This is a genomic window from Salipiger mucosus DSM 16094 (genome assembly GCF_000442255.1).
In the GTDB taxonomy this organism is placed as follows: domain Bacteria; phylum Pseudomonadota; class Alphaproteobacteria; order Rhodobacterales; family Rhodobacteraceae; genus Salipiger; species Salipiger mucosus.
The window spans coordinates 71,256-85,865 of the sequence record NZ_KE557280.1 but is presented as its reverse complement, the minus strand read 5'-3'; the positions used below and the strand labels follow the sequence as shown (position 1 = coordinate 85,865).

The window sequence follows — 14,610 nt, the reverse complement described above, 5'->3', positions numbered from 1 at the left end:
GACAACAAGCAGATCGCCTCACCGTTCCGCGATGACCTAAATTATTTAAATTACGTCATTTCATGGAACTTCAGCCCATATTCCCGTGCACGAATGCGAGAAGCTGCCGGGTGGAGCCATCCTTGTCGCCAGCGTCGGCCTCCCCCGAGACCATGGGCCCCAGCGCGGTTGCGAGCTCCTTGCCCAGCTCCACGCCCCACTGGTCGTAAGAGTTGATATCGAGGATCGCGCCCTCCACGAAAACGCGGTGTTCGTAGAGCGCCACGATGCGCCCGAGCGTCGCAGGATCGAGCAGCGGATAGACCAGCGTGGTCGATGGCCGGTTGCCCGGAAAGACCCGGTGCCGCGCCTGCCGCTCGAGTTCCGCGCCCTCGAACTGGCCCGCCACCTTGCCCCGCGCCTCGTCGAGCGATCGGCCGCGCATCAGCGCCTCGGACTGCGCGAGGCAATTCGCGATGAGAAGCGCGTGGTGATGCGCCAGCGCGGGCTCGTGGCCGCGTGCGGCGACCATGAACTCGCAGGGCACGACCCGGGTGCCCTGGTGGATGAGCTGGTAGAAGGCGTGCTGCCCGTTGGTGCCCGGTTCGCCCCAGACCACGGGGCCGGAGTTCACCGCAAGGTCGCTGCCGTCCATGCTGACGCCCTTGCCGTTGCTCTCCATCTCGAGCTGCTGGAGGTAGGCCGGCAGCCGCGCGAGCCGGTCGTCGTAGGGCAGCACGGCGCGCGTCGCATGGCCCAGCACCTGGTTGTGCCAGATCCCCACGAGCGCCAGCATCACCGGCATGTTCTCGGACAGAGGCGCGTCGCGGAAGTGCCGGTCCATCTCCTGCCCGCCCGCCAGGAAGGCGCGGAAATCCTCGGGCCCGATGGCGATCATCAGCGAAAGCCCGATCGGCCCCCACATGGAATAGCGTCCGCCGACCCAGTCCTCGAAGCCGAAGACCCGGTCCGCCGAGATGCCCCACTGCGCCGCCTTGCCCTGGTTCGAGCTGAGCGCGATGAAGCGGCCTTCGGTCGAGACGCCGCGATCCTCGATCCAGTCCCACGCAGTGCGCGCGTTGGTCATGGTCTCGATGGTGGTGAAGGTCTTGGAGGCGATGATGAAGATCGTCGTCTCGGGGTCGAGCCCGTCGAGCGTGTCGGCGATATCGGCGCCGTCGACGTTCGAGACGAAGTGGCAGCGCGGCCCGTCGCAATAGGGCGAGAGCGCGCGGTAGGCCATGGCCGGCCCCAGGTCCGAGCCGCCGATGCCGATATTGACCACGTCGGTCACCGACCCCGCGCGCAGCTCGTTGGCCAGCTCCTCCATCCGCGTCAGCGTCTCGAGCACCTCGGGCATCACGTCGGCCCCGTCGACGAGCACCGGCGCGGCATCGAGGTTGCGCAGCGCCGTGTGCAGGACCGCGCGGCCCTCGGTCTCGTTGATCTTCTGGCCCGCGAACATCGCATCGCGCCGCTTTGCGACCTCGCAGCCTTCGGCCAGATCGACCAGCGCCGCCCGCACCTCGGCGTCAAGCTGGGTCTTGGAATAGTCGAAGAGCATGTCGCCCATGCGCACCGAAAAGTCCGCGGCGCGGCCCTCGTCCTCGGCAAAGAGGCTCTCGATGCGCCGGTCCTTGCGCGCGGCGGCAAGGCCCTTCAGGTCGTCCCACATGGCTGTCCCTCTCGTCATGCCGTTTCCGGCCTTTGTTTTATTGTCATTCTGCCCAGTGCACGACGGCATCGTCGAGCACCGCGTTGATCGGCGCTTCTTTCGGCGACATGCCCCGCGCACCCTCGAGCGCGGCGCGTTTTTCCGCGCCGAAGATCAACACGTGCTTGCGCATGGCCCCGGCCAGCACCGGAGCCGTCAGCGTGATGCGCGGCTCGGCCGCGCCGGGCGCGCGCATGGGCAGCAGGATCGGCGCGTCGTCGTCCAGCGCCTCGTCCAGCCGATCCGCGCCGGGAAAGAGCGAGGCGGTGTGCTTGTCCGCGCCCATGCCCAGCAGCACCACCGCGAGCGGCAGCACCGGGCGGATCGCTTCGGCGAGATTGTCCAGGCATGCCTCGGCCGGGCCCGCGTCGGAATAAAGCGGAAGGTAGCCCGCCGCCCGCGCGCGGTTCACCAGCAGGCGGTCGCGCAGCAGCCGGGTGTTGGAGCGTTCCGAGGTCTCGGGCACCCAGCGCTCGTCGGTCAACAGCACGTCGACGCCGGACCAGTTCAGGTCGGCCGCGCAGAGCGTGTCGAAGACCGGTCCCGGCGAGGTCCCGCCGGGCACCGCCAGCGCGACCCGCTTGTCATGGGACAGCGCGGCACGCAGCTCTCCGGCGATCTGGTTGGCGAGATCCATCGCCAGCATCTCGCGGTCGGGATATTCGCGGAACTCGAAGGTCATTGGCGAACTCCTCTCCAGCGACGGCCATCCCGGTTGATGAGAAAGGCCGCATCGTCCGGGCCGCTGCTGCCCGCGTCATAGGGCTTGGGCGAATCCCCGCGGCGCTGCCAGCCCTCGATCAACGGGTCGGTCCAGGCCCAGGCGGCCTCGACCTCGTCGCCGCGCATGAAAAGCGTCTGGTTGCCCCGGATCACGTCCATGATGAGCCGCTCGTAGGCGTCCGGCACTTCCTCGGCCTCTGGTCCAAGCGCGTCGGCGAAGGTCATGTCCAGCGGCACGTCGACAAGCCGCATGCCGCCCGGACCCGGCTCCTTGATGGTGACACCCAGCGTCATGCCCTCGTTCGGCTGCAGCCTGATCGACAGGACGTTGGAATGGCGCCCCGCGTCGATGCCGAAAATCGAGTGCGGCGCGTCCTTGAACACCACGGCGATCTCCGAGGCCCGCGCGCTCAGCCGCTTGCCGGTGCGCAGGTAGAAGGGCGTGTTCGCCCACCGCCAGTTCGAGATGTAGGTCTTGAGCGCGATGAAGCTCTCGGTCTTCGAAAGCGGGTTCTCGGCGTCCTCGCGGTAGGAGTTCACCGTGCCGTCCGAGGTATACTGTCCGCGCACGATGGAATCCGGGTCCACCGGATCGAGCGCGCGGATCACCTTGAGCTTCTCGTCGCGCACCGCGTCGGGTTCGAACCGCGCCGGCGGCTCCATCGCGATCAGGCACAGCAGCTGCATCAGGTGGTTCTGCACCATGTCCCGCATCGCGCCCGACTTGTCGTAGTAGGACCCGCGCCCGCCCACGCCCACGGTCTCGGCCACGGTGATCTGGATGTGGTCGACGTATTGCGAGTTCCACAGCGGCTCGAACAGCATGTTGCCGAAGCGCACGGCCATGAGGTTCTGCACCGTCTCCTTGCCCAGGTAGTGATCGATCCGGTAGATCTGCGTTTCGTGGAAATGTCGGGCCAGTTCCTCGTTCAGCGCGCGCGCGCTTTCGAGGTCGTGACCGAAGGGCTTTTCCACCACGATCCGCGTCTCGGCATCGGCCAGCCCGTGGCGGCGCAGGCCCTCTGCCAATTCCGCAAAGAGGCCGGGCCCCACGGAGAAATAGAAGGCCCGCACGAGCCCCTCGTCTTCGCGGAGAACCTCCTTCAGCGCGTCCCAGCCGGTGTTGCCGCGTGCATCCACGGCGACGTAACGCACGTGCTCTAGGAAATGCTCGAGGGCCTTGGAATCCTTGGCTTCCGAGCCCCCGTGCTCGCCGATCGCCTCGCGCACCATGTCGCGGTAGGCCGCGTCGTCCATGTCCGAACGCGCGGCGCCGATGACATGTGCCCCTTCGGGCATCTGGCCCGAGCGGAAACGGCGGAAAAGACCGGGCAGGATCTTGCGGCGGGCAAGGTCGCCGGTGCCGCCGAAGATCACGAGGTCGAAGGGATCGACGGGAATGACGCGGGATACCATCTCGGGGCGAACTCCAGTTGTATGGGGCATGGATATTCCTTGCTGCGCGGCCAACGGTGTTAGCGCTAACCGAGGCCATTCCTATCCCATTTTTCGCCACGAGTCTAACACCGCGCCGCGTCGCGGCAACGGCTGACTTTCGCTGCTTCGCGGCGAGCGAAGTCCCGCGCCCTGCCCGTCATGGCGCTTGAACGGGAGGTCGGTGCGTGTCACCTGTCCGCGGGTGAAACGCGGGGGCGCGACAGACATGGCACGACGCATCATCATCGACACCGATCCCGGCCAGGACGACGCCGTCGCGATCCTGCTGGCGCTGGCCTCTCCGGACGAGCTAGAGGTGCTCGGCATCACGGCGGTCGCCGGCAACGTGCCGCTCGAGCTGACGGCGCGCAACGCGCGCATCGTCTGCGAACTGGCGGGCCGTCCCGACCTGCCCGTCTTCGCCGGCTGCGAGGCGCCCCTGGAACGCCGGCTCATCACCGCCGAGCATGTGCACGGCAAGACCGGTCTCGACGGCCCCGAGTTGCCCGAGCCCACCATGCACCTGCAGGACAAGCACGCGGTGGACTTCCTGATCGAGACGCTGCGCGACGAGCCTGAGGGCACGGTCACGCTCTGCCCGCTGGGCCCGCTCACCAACATCGCGACGGCCTTCCAGCGGGCGCCGGACGTGGTCGGCCGCGTTGCCGAGATCGTGCTCATGGGCGGCGCCTACTTCGAGGTGGGCAACATCACCCCCGCGGCCGAGTTCAACATCCACGTGGACCCCGAGGCCGCCGATATCGTTTTCCGCTCCGGCGTGCCGCTCACGGTCATGCCGCTCGACGTGACGCACAAGGCGCTGGTCACCAAGCCCCGCAACGACGCCTTCCGCCGCCTCGGCACCCCGGTGGGCGAGGCCGTGGCGCGGATGACAGACTTCTTCGAGCGTTTCGACCGCGAGAAATACGGCTCGCTCGGCGCGCCGCTGCACGATCCCTGCGTCACCGCCTGGCTGCTGAACCCCGACCTGTTCACCGGCCGGCACATCAACGTCGAGATCGAGACCACCTCGCAGCTCACGCTGGGGATGACGGTGGCCGACTGGTGGGGCGTCACCGACCGGGCGCCCAACGCCACCTTCATGGGCGACCTCGACTCCGACGGATTTTTCTCCCTGCTGACGGAAAGGCTGGCCCGGCTATGAAATCGCTGCATCTCGCGGGACCCGAGGACCTCGACCGGCTGCTGCCGCTGGTGGCGGGATTTCACGCCGAGCGGGGCAACGAGATCGACGCCGACCATATCGGCGCGGCGCTCGCCCCGTTGCTCGAGGGGCAGCCGCACGGCGCGGTCTGGCTCATCGGGCCGCGCAAGGCCCCCGTCGGCTACGTGGCGGTCAGCTTTGGCTGGTCGCTACAATTCGGGGGGCTCGACGCCACGGTGAACGAGATTTTCATCCGCGCGGCCGTGCGCCGTCGCGGCATGGGCGGCGAAGCGCTCGACGTGCTGGCCAAGGGCCTGCGCGACAGCGGCATCACCGCCCTGCATATCGAGGTCGACCGCGACGACGAGGGCCTGCAAAGGTTCTACCGCCGCGCCCGCTTCCGCCTGCGCGAGCAGACCGCGCCGATGACCCGCGCGCTGTGAGCCGCGGGTCGCCCTAGATGATCGAGGCGACCACGATCACCATGAGGATCGAGTAGAGCATGATGCCACCGCCGATCAGCCAGACGGGATAATTGCGCCCGACGCTGGCCTTGGCGAGCTCCTTGGCCTGGTAGATGAGGTCGGGCCAAGTGTAGGAGACGAAATCGCCCTGGGTGAAGATCATCCGGATGCGGCCCGCCTCGTCCACGACCGGCAAGCGGCGAAAGCGCTCGTTCGACATGATGCGCAGCCAGTCGATGACCTCGTCGGTCTCGCGGGCCACGCGAGGGTTGGCGGTCATGATCTCGCTCAGCCGGGTCTCGGTTGCAGCGCGACCCGCGCCGACGAGTTTTCGCAGCACATCACGCTCGGTCACGATACCCTGAACCTTGTCCTCGGCATCCACGACGACGACCGAGCCGTAGTTGCGTTCGTTCATCGCGGCCACCGCCTCGGCCACGGGTGTCTCCGGCGAAAACGTCAGCGGCGCGGGCTTGCTGGCGTATTCCGGACGATCGCGCAGCTGCATGCTGTAATGATTTGTTGCGGCCATGTCGCTCCTCCTGTCAATATTTCTGGACACGGAGTTAGTGCGCTGTCGCGCAGGGCAAGCGCACTGGTCGCGCCCCGGCACAATCCCTATATTCGGGGCATGACGCTGCAGATCCCCTTCGACAATTCCTACGCCCGCCTGCCCGACGGTTTCTATGCCCGCCTTGCGCCGACCCCGGTCAGCGCGCCGCGGCTCATTGCGGTCAACGAATCCCTGGCCGAGCTGCTCGGCGTCGGCACCGCCGAGGCCGCCGAGCTGGCATCGGTCTTTGCCGGCAACGAGGTGCCGCAGGGGGCCGAACCGCTGGCGCAGATCTACGCCGGCCACCAGTTCGGCAGCTTCAACCCACAACTCGGCGATGGCCGCGCGCACCTGCTGGGCGAGGTCGTGGGCCGCGACGGCAAGCGCCGCGACATCCAGCTCAAGGGCTCGGGCCGCACGCCCTTTTCCCGCGGCGGCGACGGGCGCGCTTGGCTGGGGCCTGTGCTGCGCGAATACGTCGTCTCCGAGGCGATGCACGCACTGGGCGTGCCAACGACCCGCGCCTTGGCTGCCGTGCGCACCGGCGACGATGTCCTGCGCGAGGCGCCCCTGCCCGGCGCCGTGCTGACGCGCGTGGCCGCCAGTCACATCCGCGTGGGCACCTTCCAGCTCTTCGCATCGCGGCGTCAGTACGACGACCTCAAGCGGCTCTTCGACTACACCGTGCAGCGCCATTACCCCGAGGCCACGACCCCCGCCGAGCTGCTCTCGCAGGTATGCGAGCGCCAGGCGATGCTCGTCGCGCAGTGGCTGAGCCTGGGCTTCATCCACGGCGTCATGAACACCGACAACTGCACGCTCTCGGGCGAGACCATCGATTACGGGCCCTGCGCCTTCATGGACGCCTTCGATCCCGACCAGGTCTATTCCTCGATCGACCGCTGGGGCCGCTACGGCTATTCCGCGCAGGCCGAAATCGTCGTCTGGAACATGGCACAGCTCGCCACCGCGCTGGTGCCGCTGACCGAGGATCACGACCGCGCGGTCGAAGAGTTCACCGAGATCGTGCACGCCATGCCCGACCTGATCCGCGCCGAGTGGCTGCGCCGCTTCGCCGCCAAGATCGGCATTGCCGAGCCGCGCCCCGAGGACGCGCAGCTCGTGGGCGACCTGCTGGCGGCGATGCACGCCAACCAGGCGGACTTCACGAACACCTTCCGCGCCCTGCCCGCCGGCACGGCGCGCGACCAGTTCACCGACCGTGCGGCGTTTGATGCGTGGGAGGCGCGATGGCGCAGCCGGATCGCCGAGGAGCCCGATCCCGAGGGGCTGATGCGCTCCGTGAACCCAGCCTTCATCCCGCGCAATCACCGTATCGAACAGATGATCGCCGCGGCGGTCGATGGCGATGACCGGCCCTTCCACCACCTCAACGCGGTCCTGTCGTGCCCCTACGACGACCAGCCCGAGGCCGAGGAACTGCAGCGCCCGCCACTGCCGGACGAGGTCGTGCCCGCCACCTTCTGCGGCACCTGAGGCCCCGCCTCAGCGCCTGTTGATGAGCACGACACCGACGGCCACCAGCGCCAGCGCCCCCAGCAGGCCCGGGCCCACCGGCTCGTCCAGAAGCGCCCAGCCCATGCCCACGGCCAGCACCGGCGACAGGAAGCTGAAGGCCGCCACGTCGGAAGCCCGGTAGCGCGACAGCAGGAAGAGCCAGGCGAGAAAGCCCAGGCCAGACACGGCCACACCCTGAAAGACCAGCCCGGTGACGTGCAGCGCCTCCGGCGCGCGCAGGACCGGGCCGAAGAGCGGCGCCACCGCGGTGAGCACCAAAGCCGAGACGGCAAGCTGCCAGACGAGCTGCCCCTCCGGCGGAATCTCGGAAACGCGGCTCAGCCGCAGGGTCAGTGCGATCCCCGCCCAGCACAACGCGGCCGCCAGGGCCAAGGCTTCGCCGCGCCAATCGCCGAAGCCTTGGCTGCCCGGGTCATAAAGTGCCCAGGCAACCCCCAGCATGGCCAGCCCAAGTCCCAGCGCGCGCACCGGGCTCAGTCGCTCGCCCGGCAACACGAAGTGGGCCGCCAGTGCCAGCCAGACCGGCATGGAATAGAAGATGATCGAGGCCCGCGCGACCGTCGTCAGGTCGAGCGCGGTGAAGAGCATCAGGAACTCGGCCGAGAAGAACAGCCCCACGAGCAGCCCGCCCCCGACCGAGCGACGCATCGCCCCCAGTGAGCGCCGCCGGAGCAGCAGCCAGAGGCCGATCACCGCCAGCGAAATGACCGAACGCAGCCCGGCGGCAAAAACCGGCGAAAAGCCCGCGTTGGTGACCTTGATGACCACCTGGTTGAAGGCCAGCAAGGTCGAGAATCCGAAAAGCCCGGCAGCCCCGGCCATGTCCATCGCGCGTCGTGTCGTCATCCGCGACACAGACACCGGCGGCCCTGCGGCGTCAAGACGGGCCCCGATTCCCCTTCGCCAGCGGCTCCGCTTTCTGTCAGGCTGGCCTTGAATCATCGGAGACGAAGGAGGTGTCGGATGGGTCTCATGGGAACGCTTGCCAAGGTGGCGATCGGCTATGCCGCGGCGCGGGGCGTCGATCGGCTGTCGGGCGGACAGGGCTTCGGCGCCCTGCTACGCGGCGGCGCCCAGGTGCCGGGCAAGGAGCCCGGAACGCAGATGCAGGCGCGAATGGGTGAGGCGATGGCCGGCCGGTCGAACCCGCTGCAGGACATGATGGCCAGCATGCAGCAGGGCGGGCTCGGCGCCCTGCTCGGCAGCATGGGCAACATGGGAGCCATGACCGGCGCCGCGACAGGCGGCCCGGGCGCTGCGAGCGACACGCGGCGCGGCCTGCTCTCGGCCATGTCGGACCAGAGCGGCCCGGGTCTTGCCGGGCTGCTGGCCGCCGCGGGCGGCGCCGCCATCTCGGGTGGCCGGCACGTCGGCGGCATGGTGGACCAGTTCCGCACCGCCGAGACCGCGCCCGAGGCCGAGAAGACCGCCGCCCTCATGCTGCGCGCCATGATCCAGGCCGCAAAGGCCGATGGCGAGATCGACCAGGCGGAACGGGCCAAGATCCTCGACACCCTGGGCGCCGATGCCGACCGCGCGGACGTCGCATTCGTCGAGGACCAGATCGCCGCGCCGCTCGACCCCGAGGGCCTTGCAGGCGACACGCCGCCAGCGCTGCGCACGCAGGTCTATGCCGCCTCGCTCATGACCATGCGCGTCGACACGCCCGAGGAGGCGCAGTACCTCGACCGACTGGCCAAGGCGATGGCCCTGCCCGAGACCGGCGTGAACGTGCTGCACATGCAGATGGGCCTGCAGCCGCTCTACGCCTGAGCCGCTTCGGCTTGCCTTTCCCGGCCCCGCCCGCGACAAGGGCGGGGCCTTTTCACTCGCGATCCCTCGGAGACAGGATGCACGCGCACCCGCTCTACGGCATCGGGCTGGCCGCCTTCGGCGCCCTGGTGCTGACCCCCGACGCGCTTTTCATGCGGTTATCCGGAATGGAGGGCCTGCAGATGCTGGGCTGGCGCGGGCTTTGCGTCGGCGCGGTCTTCTGGGGCGCCTGGCTGCTGACATCGCGCGACCGGGGCGCGCTGGCGCGGGTGGCCAGTGGCGCGGGCGTCGTGCTGATCGCGGCGCAGTATTTCAACGCGATGCTCTTCCCGCTGGGCATCGCCGCAGCGCCGGTCGCCGTGGTGCTCATCGCCATCGCCACCTCGCCGGTCTGGGCGGCGGTCCTGTCGCGGCTCTGGCTGGGCGAGCCCACCTCGCGCGCCACATGGATCACCATCGCCGTCGTCCTCGCGGGCATCGCGCTGGCCGTCTCGGACCAGGGCGAACTGGCCTTCGACCGCGCGGCGCTGACGGGCGCGCTCTGCGGTTTCGGCGTGGCGGGCTGCCTTGCGACGACCTTCGTCACCCTGCGCCGCGCGCCTGCGCTGCCGCTGCTCCCGGCACTCGGCACCGGGGCGTCGCTCTCGGGCCTGACCGGGCTTCTGCTCACCGGGCCCGCGCAGATGACCGATGGCAACGTCACCGCGATCCTGCTGACCGGGCTGGTGATCCTGCCCGCCTCGTTCTTCTCGCTGAGTTCGGCCTCGCGCCACACGCAGGCGGCCAACGTGAGCCTCTTCATGCTACTGGAAACCGTGCTCGGGCCGGTCTGGGTCTGGGCCGCGCTCGGAGAGACGCCCGGCCCGCGCATGCTGGCCGGCGGTGCCGTCGTGCTTGGCGCGCTGGCGCTCTACATCCTGCACGGGCGGCGCAGCGCGCGGCAACGCGCCCCCGCCTGAGCCGCGACGGGCGCCCTACTCGAGGATGAGGTTCACCCGGCGGTTCTGCCGGCCCTTGTTCTCGATCTTGCCAAGCCGCACACTGCCGATTTCGCCGGTGCGCGCCACGTGCGTGCCGCCGCAGGGCTGAAGATCCACCGGCTCTGGGCCCTCGCCGATCCGCACCAGCCGGACCTGGCCCTGTCCGCGCGGCGGCTGCACCGCCATCGTCTTGACCAGCTCGGGGTTGGCGTCGAGCGTCGCGTCGTCGATCCATTCCTCGCTCACCACGAGGTCCCGATCCACCAGCTCGTTCAGCGCAGCCTCGAGCGCGGCCTTGTCCTCGGGCGGTTCGGGCATGGCAAAGTCGAGCCGCCCCGACCCGGCACCGATCGAGCCGCCGGTCACCGGCAGGGGCACGACCACCGACAGCAGGTGCAACGCCGTGTGCACGCGCATGTGCTTGTGGCGCCGCTCCCAGTCGAGGTTCTGCGTCACCCGCGTGCCCACAGGCGGCACCGCAACGGGTTCGGCCGGAACCAGCACCACGGTGCCGCCCTCTCCCTTCACGGCCGTCGCGATGGTCATCGACCCGCCGGGCCAGTCGAGGCGCCCGCTGTCGCCGGGCTGACCGCCCCCGGTGGGATAGAAGATCGTGGCATCGAGCACGATCCCCCCCTCTTCCGTCAGCGCGGCAACCTCGGCCTGCGCGTCGCGCGCATAGGCGTCCTCGCGAAACAGCAGCTTCGTCGTCATGGTCTATTCTCCTTCGCCGTCGCCGGCGCCATCGTCGTACTGTTCCGGGTCGCGCGCCACGCGGTCGTCGCCCTTGCCCCGCCCGTCCGCGGCCCGGGCGAAGGGCTCCTGCCCCGACCGCTCCGGACGCTGTCGTAGCGTTTCGGGGTTGCGCAGCCAGATGTCACGCTGCGCGAAGGGGATCTCGATCCCCTCTTCCTGGAAGCGGCGGGCGATCTCGTGGTTGAACTCGGACGTGACGATCAGCACCTCGTTCACGTCCGTGATGATGGCCCGGATCTCGAACTCCAGCGCGTCGGCCCCGAAGCGCGCGAAGGTCACCATGGGCGCCGGGTTCAGCATCACGAGCCGGTGCTGCCGGGTGATGCTGAGCAGGATGTCATGCACCTTCTGCGTGTCGGTGCCATAGGCCACGCCCACCTCGATGAAGACCCGCCCGATGGTGTTGCCCCGGGTGTAGTTGGTCACCGTCCCCGAGACGAAATCCGAGTTCGGAACGATCACGTCGGTGCGCGAGAAGGTCTCGATCCGGGTCGAGCGCACCGAGATGTCCTTGACGATGCCCATGTTGGGCCCGACCTCGATCCAGTCGCCCTCCGAGATCGGGCGCTCGACCAGCAGGATGATGCCCGAGACGAAGTTGGACACGATGTTCTGCAGACCGAAGCCGATGCCGACCGACAGCGCACCGGCGACATACCCCAGCGCGGTGAGGTCGATCCCCGCCGCCGTGATCGCGGCCAGCGCGGCGAGAATGACCCCGATGTAGCCCAGCCCCGTGACCACGGCGTTCTGCCCGCCGAGATCCATGCGCGTGCGCGGCAGGATCGAGTTGCGCAGCCCCGACTGCAGCAGCCGGGTTAGCGCGTAGCCCAGGGCGAAGATCGCGATCATCGCAAGGAACGAGGTCGGCGAGATCCGCGTGTCGCCCAGCACCAGCCCCTCGCGGAAGTGCGCCCAGAGCTCGGTCAGGTCCGCCGGCCGCGCGCCCCAGGTCAAGGCCAGCAGCGGCAGGGCCCCCAGCATCAGCGCAAAGCCCGCCAGCACGGTGATCAGGCTGTTCGATTCATCGGCGTTGCGGCCGGTCACGAGCTCGTAGAGGTCGTTGATGAAGCGCTGCAGCACGAGCACCAGCGCCATCAGCGCCAGCGTTTCTATCGCCGGGTAGACGAGCGCGTCGCCGGCCATGACATAGCCGATCACCGCCATCGCCGGGCCGACGACGGCAATGCCCATGCAGGCCTGCCCGACCAGCCGCGTGAGCCGCAGGCGGAAGTAGGCGCCGGTCAGCAGCGTGCCATGCTCGTCGGTCGCCGTCGCCGGATGGTCGTCGCCATCCTGGGCGGCCTCGGCGACCACTCCGGCCAGGATCTGGCCCAGGCGGAACAGCACCAGCGAGCACAGCACCAGCACCGGGAAGTCCAGCACCACCCGCGTGTCCTCGGAAAACTCGTAGATCTTCGCAAAGGTCTCGCCGACCGACCGCAGAACGAAGAGCAGCGCGAGGAAGCTGGAATAGACCCAGGCCTCGGTCCGCCGCGCAGGTCCCAGCGGCAGCGTGGCGACCGCGTCGTCCTGGTTGAAACTCCGGTCGGCCAGCCAGCGGATGAAGAGCAGCACGCCGCCCCAGATCGGCACCATGAGCAGGATCGTCTGCCCGTTCGCGCCCGCCAGTTCGGTCAGGTAGGCCGCGCTCGTCAGGGCGATCAGGCCCGCCAGCGGCACCAGGATCAGGCCCAGCGACACGAGGAAGCGCCAGACGCCGGTGCCCCGCCGTGCCCAGTGGCGCAGCCTGTCACCGGCCCTGCGCACCCAGATCGGCCCGCGCATGACCAGCACCAGCGCCACCGCGACCAGCAACAGGATGACCGGCAGGTTGCTTCGCAGAGAGGTCAGCACCAACTCGGACCCCGCGTTACGGCGCATCTCGGTCCAGAGATTGTTGAGCGCGCCAAGCGCTTCCTCGGCCGCCTGCGGCCAGAGTTGCGGGATCAGCGGCGAGGGTCCGATGCGCAACAACTCGTCGGCCTGCCGCGTGCGGATGATCTCGTCGATCTCGCGGATCAGCCCGTCGGCCCGGATGTAGGCTTCCTCGGCCCGCCGCACAGGTGCCTGCGCCGCGGCCAGCTGCTCCTCGAGTTCACTGCGCCGCTGCGCGAGGTTGTCGGTCTCGCGGGAGCCGTCGTCGGGCGCCGGGCCCAGCGAGTCGAGCTGCGACTGCAACGTGTCGATGCGCGCCGCGTTCACGTTCTCGCCGTTCAGAAAGGTCTCGCGCCATTGCGCCAGAGATGCGCGCAGTTCCTCGAGCGCATCGTCCGACGCGCGCTCGGCCGAAAGCACCTCTTCGGCCCGTGTCGCGAGATTTTCCCATTCCGCGTACTGGTCCCGGTCGACCTGCCCGAAGACGGCGCTCAGCGTGAGCACGAGCGCCACCAGCGCCGCCGCACACAGCGCGGCACCACGGGTCAGGATCGGGAGGACTCGGCCAGCGCGGCCGTCGACCGCTTCGCTCATGGCTCGGCCCTTCCGGTCAGGCGTCCTCGAAGACGCCGGGAATGCTCGCCGGCGCGCGATCCAGCCAGTGCGGCACCGGCAGGCCCTTGCCCTTCAGGAACTCGGGGTTGAAGAGCTTGGACTGGTAGCGGTTGCCGTAGTCGCACAGTACCGTGACGATCGTGTGCCCGGGCCCCATCTCGCGCGCCATGCGCATGGCGCCGGCCACGTTGATCCCCGAGGAGCCGCCAAGGCAGAGCCCCTCCTGCGACAGCAGGTCGTAGACCACCGGCAGCGCCTCGTCGTCGGGCACCTGACAGCAGAAGTCGGGCGTGAACCCCTCGAGGTTCGCGGTCACGCGCCCCTGCCCGATCCCCTCGGCGATGGAGTCACCCTCGGCCTTGAACTCGCCGGTCGTGTAGTAGCTGTAGAGCGCGGCGCCCATCGGATCGGCGAGACCGATCTTAACGCCCTTGGGCTGCAGCGCCTCGGCCACGCCCGCAAGCGTGCCGCCCGACCCCACGGCGCAGACGAAACCGTCGACCTTGCCGTCGGTCTGCTCCCAGATCTCGGGCCCCGTGGTCTCGACGTGCGCGCGGCGGTTGGCGACGTTGTCGAACTGGTTGGCCCAGATCGCGCCGCCGGGCTCGCTCTTCGCCAGCTTCTCGGCGAGCCGGCCGGAGTACTTCACGTAGTTGTTCGGGTTCTTGTAGGGCGCCGCGGGCACCTGCACGAGGTCCGCGCCGGCCAGGCGGATCATGTCCTTCTTTTCCTGGCTCTGGGTCTCGGGGATCACGATCACCGTCTTGAGCCCCAGCGAAGCGCCCACCAGTGCCAGTCCGATGCCGGTGTTGCCGGCGGTCCCCTCGACCACGGTGCCGCCCGGCTCGAGCAGGCCCTTCTCCATCGCGTCGCGGATGATGTAGAGCGCCGCGCGGTCCTTGACCGACTGGCCGGGGTTCATGAACTCGGCCTTGCCGAGGATCTCGCAACCCGTCGCCTCACTGGCGTGTTTGAGCCGGATCAGCGGCGTGTGTCCGATGGCCTGTGCCAGATCCTGTGCCACGCGCATTGGG

The 14,610-nt window shown here is 68.9% G+C and carries 13 protein-coding genes; 5 read left to right on the top strand and 8 right to left on the bottom strand.

Annotated features, from left to right (window positions below; translation table 11 throughout):
- Window positions 1–70: 70 nt before the first annotated feature.
- Genes pgi through zwf form a run of 3 tightly spaced genes read right to left on the bottom strand, consistent with a single transcriptional unit; the run spans window position 71 to window position 3,832 of the window.
- A complete protein-coding gene (gene pgi / locus SALMUC_RS19045; RefSeq protein ID WP_020039229.1) occupies window positions 71–1,654 on the bottom strand; it encodes a glucose-6-phosphate isomerase in 1,584 nt (527 codons plus the stop codon).
- A gap of 43 nt (window positions 1,655–1,697) precedes the next feature.
- Window positions 1,698–2,375: a 6-phosphogluconolactonase gene (pgl, locus tag SALMUC_RS19040; protein ID WP_020039228.1), complete on the bottom strand. Its 678-nt coding sequence runs from the start codon at window positions 2,373–2,375 to the stop codon at window positions 1,698–1,700.
- A complete protein-coding gene (zwf, locus tag SALMUC_RS19035) occupies window positions 2,372–3,832 on the bottom strand; it encodes a glucose-6-phosphate dehydrogenase (RefSeq protein ID WP_020039227.1) in 1,461 nt (486 codons plus the stop codon). The genes pgl and zwf overlap by 4 nt, the downstream gene beginning before the upstream one ends.
- A gap of 247 nt (window positions 3,833–4,079) precedes the next feature.
- On the opposite strand from zwf, the gene SALMUC_RS19030 reads away from it, so the two are divergent.
- The gene (locus SALMUC_RS19030) at window positions 4,080–5,018 is read left to right on the top strand and encodes a nucleoside hydrolase (RefSeq protein ID WP_020039226.1); all 939 of its coding nucleotides are present in this window, start codon (window positions 4,080–4,082) and stop codon (window positions 5,016–5,018) included.
- Window positions 5,015–5,461: a GNAT family N-acetyltransferase gene (locus tag SALMUC_RS19025; protein ID WP_020039225.1), complete on the top strand. Its 447-nt coding sequence runs from the start codon at window positions 5,015–5,017 to the stop codon at window positions 5,459–5,461. Before SALMUC_RS19030 ends, SALMUC_RS19025 begins: the two co-directional genes overlap by 4 nt.
- 13 nt (window positions 5,462–5,474) lie before the next feature.
- Here the strand turns inward: SALMUC_RS19025 and SALMUC_RS19020 are convergent, their stop codons facing one another.
- Window positions 5,475–6,014 carry a CBS domain-containing protein gene (locus SALMUC_RS19020; RefSeq protein ID WP_020039224.1) on the bottom strand — a complete coding sequence of 180 codons (540 nt, stop codon included), beginning with the start codon at window positions 6,012–6,014 and terminating at the stop codon, window positions 5,475–5,477.
- 99 nt (window positions 6,015–6,113) lie between these two features.
- Here SALMUC_RS19020 and SALMUC_RS19015 point away from each other — a divergent pair, with 99 nt between their 5' ends.
- Window positions 6,114–7,532: a protein adenylyltransferase SelO gene (locus tag SALMUC_RS19015; RefSeq protein WP_020665191.1), complete on the top strand. Its 1,419-nt coding sequence runs from the start codon at window positions 6,114–6,116 to the stop codon at window positions 7,530–7,532.
- A 9-nt stretch (window positions 7,533–7,541) separates the two neighbouring features.
- Here SALMUC_RS19015 and SALMUC_RS19010 read toward each other — a convergent pair whose 3' ends face one another.
- A complete protein-coding gene (locus SALMUC_RS19010; protein ID WP_037372332.1) occupies window positions 7,542–8,420 on the bottom strand; it encodes a DMT family transporter in 879 nt (292 codons plus the stop codon).
- A 117-nt stretch (window positions 8,421–8,537) separates the two neighbouring features.
- Here SALMUC_RS19010 and SALMUC_RS19005 point away from each other — a divergent pair, with 117 nt between their 5' ends.
- Both SALMUC_RS19005 and SALMUC_RS19000 read left to right on the top strand, forming a co-directional pair.
- The gene (locus tag SALMUC_RS19005) at window positions 8,538–9,347 is read left to right on the top strand and encodes a tellurite resistance TerB family protein (RefSeq protein ID WP_020039220.1); all 810 of its coding nucleotides are present in this window, start codon (window positions 8,538–8,540) and stop codon (window positions 9,345–9,347) included.
- A gap of 77 nt (window positions 9,348–9,424) precedes the next feature.
- Window positions 9,425–10,306, top strand: coding sequence for a DMT family transporter (locus SALMUC_RS19000; RefSeq protein WP_020039219.1), 882 nt, complete (start codon window positions 9,425–9,427; stop codon window positions 10,304–10,306).
- 15 nt (window positions 10,307–10,321) lie between these two features.
- Here the strand turns inward: SALMUC_RS19000 and SALMUC_RS18995 are convergent, their stop codons facing one another.
- The 3 genes from SALMUC_RS18995 to SALMUC_RS18985 are packed head-to-tail and all read right to left on the bottom strand — an operon-like array spanning window position 10,322 to window position 14,606.
- Window positions 10,322–11,041, bottom strand: coding sequence for an alanyl-tRNA editing protein (locus SALMUC_RS18995; RefSeq protein WP_020039218.1), 720 nt, complete (start codon window positions 11,039–11,041; stop codon window positions 10,322–10,324).
- A 3-nt stretch (window positions 11,042–11,044) separates the two neighbouring features.
- The gene (locus SALMUC_RS18990; RefSeq protein ID WP_020039217.1) at window positions 11,045–13,555 is read right to left on the bottom strand and encodes a DUF3772 domain-containing protein; all 2,511 of its coding nucleotides are present in this window, start codon (window positions 13,553–13,555) and stop codon (window positions 11,045–11,047) included.
- Between the two features lie 16 nt (window positions 13,556–13,571).
- Complete coding sequence (locus SALMUC_RS18985; RefSeq protein ID WP_020039216.1) at window positions 13,572–14,606, bottom strand: cysteine synthase A; 1,035 nt, start codon at window positions 14,604–14,606, stop codon at window positions 13,572–13,574.
- Between the last annotated feature and the right edge of the window lie 4 nt (window positions 14,607–14,610).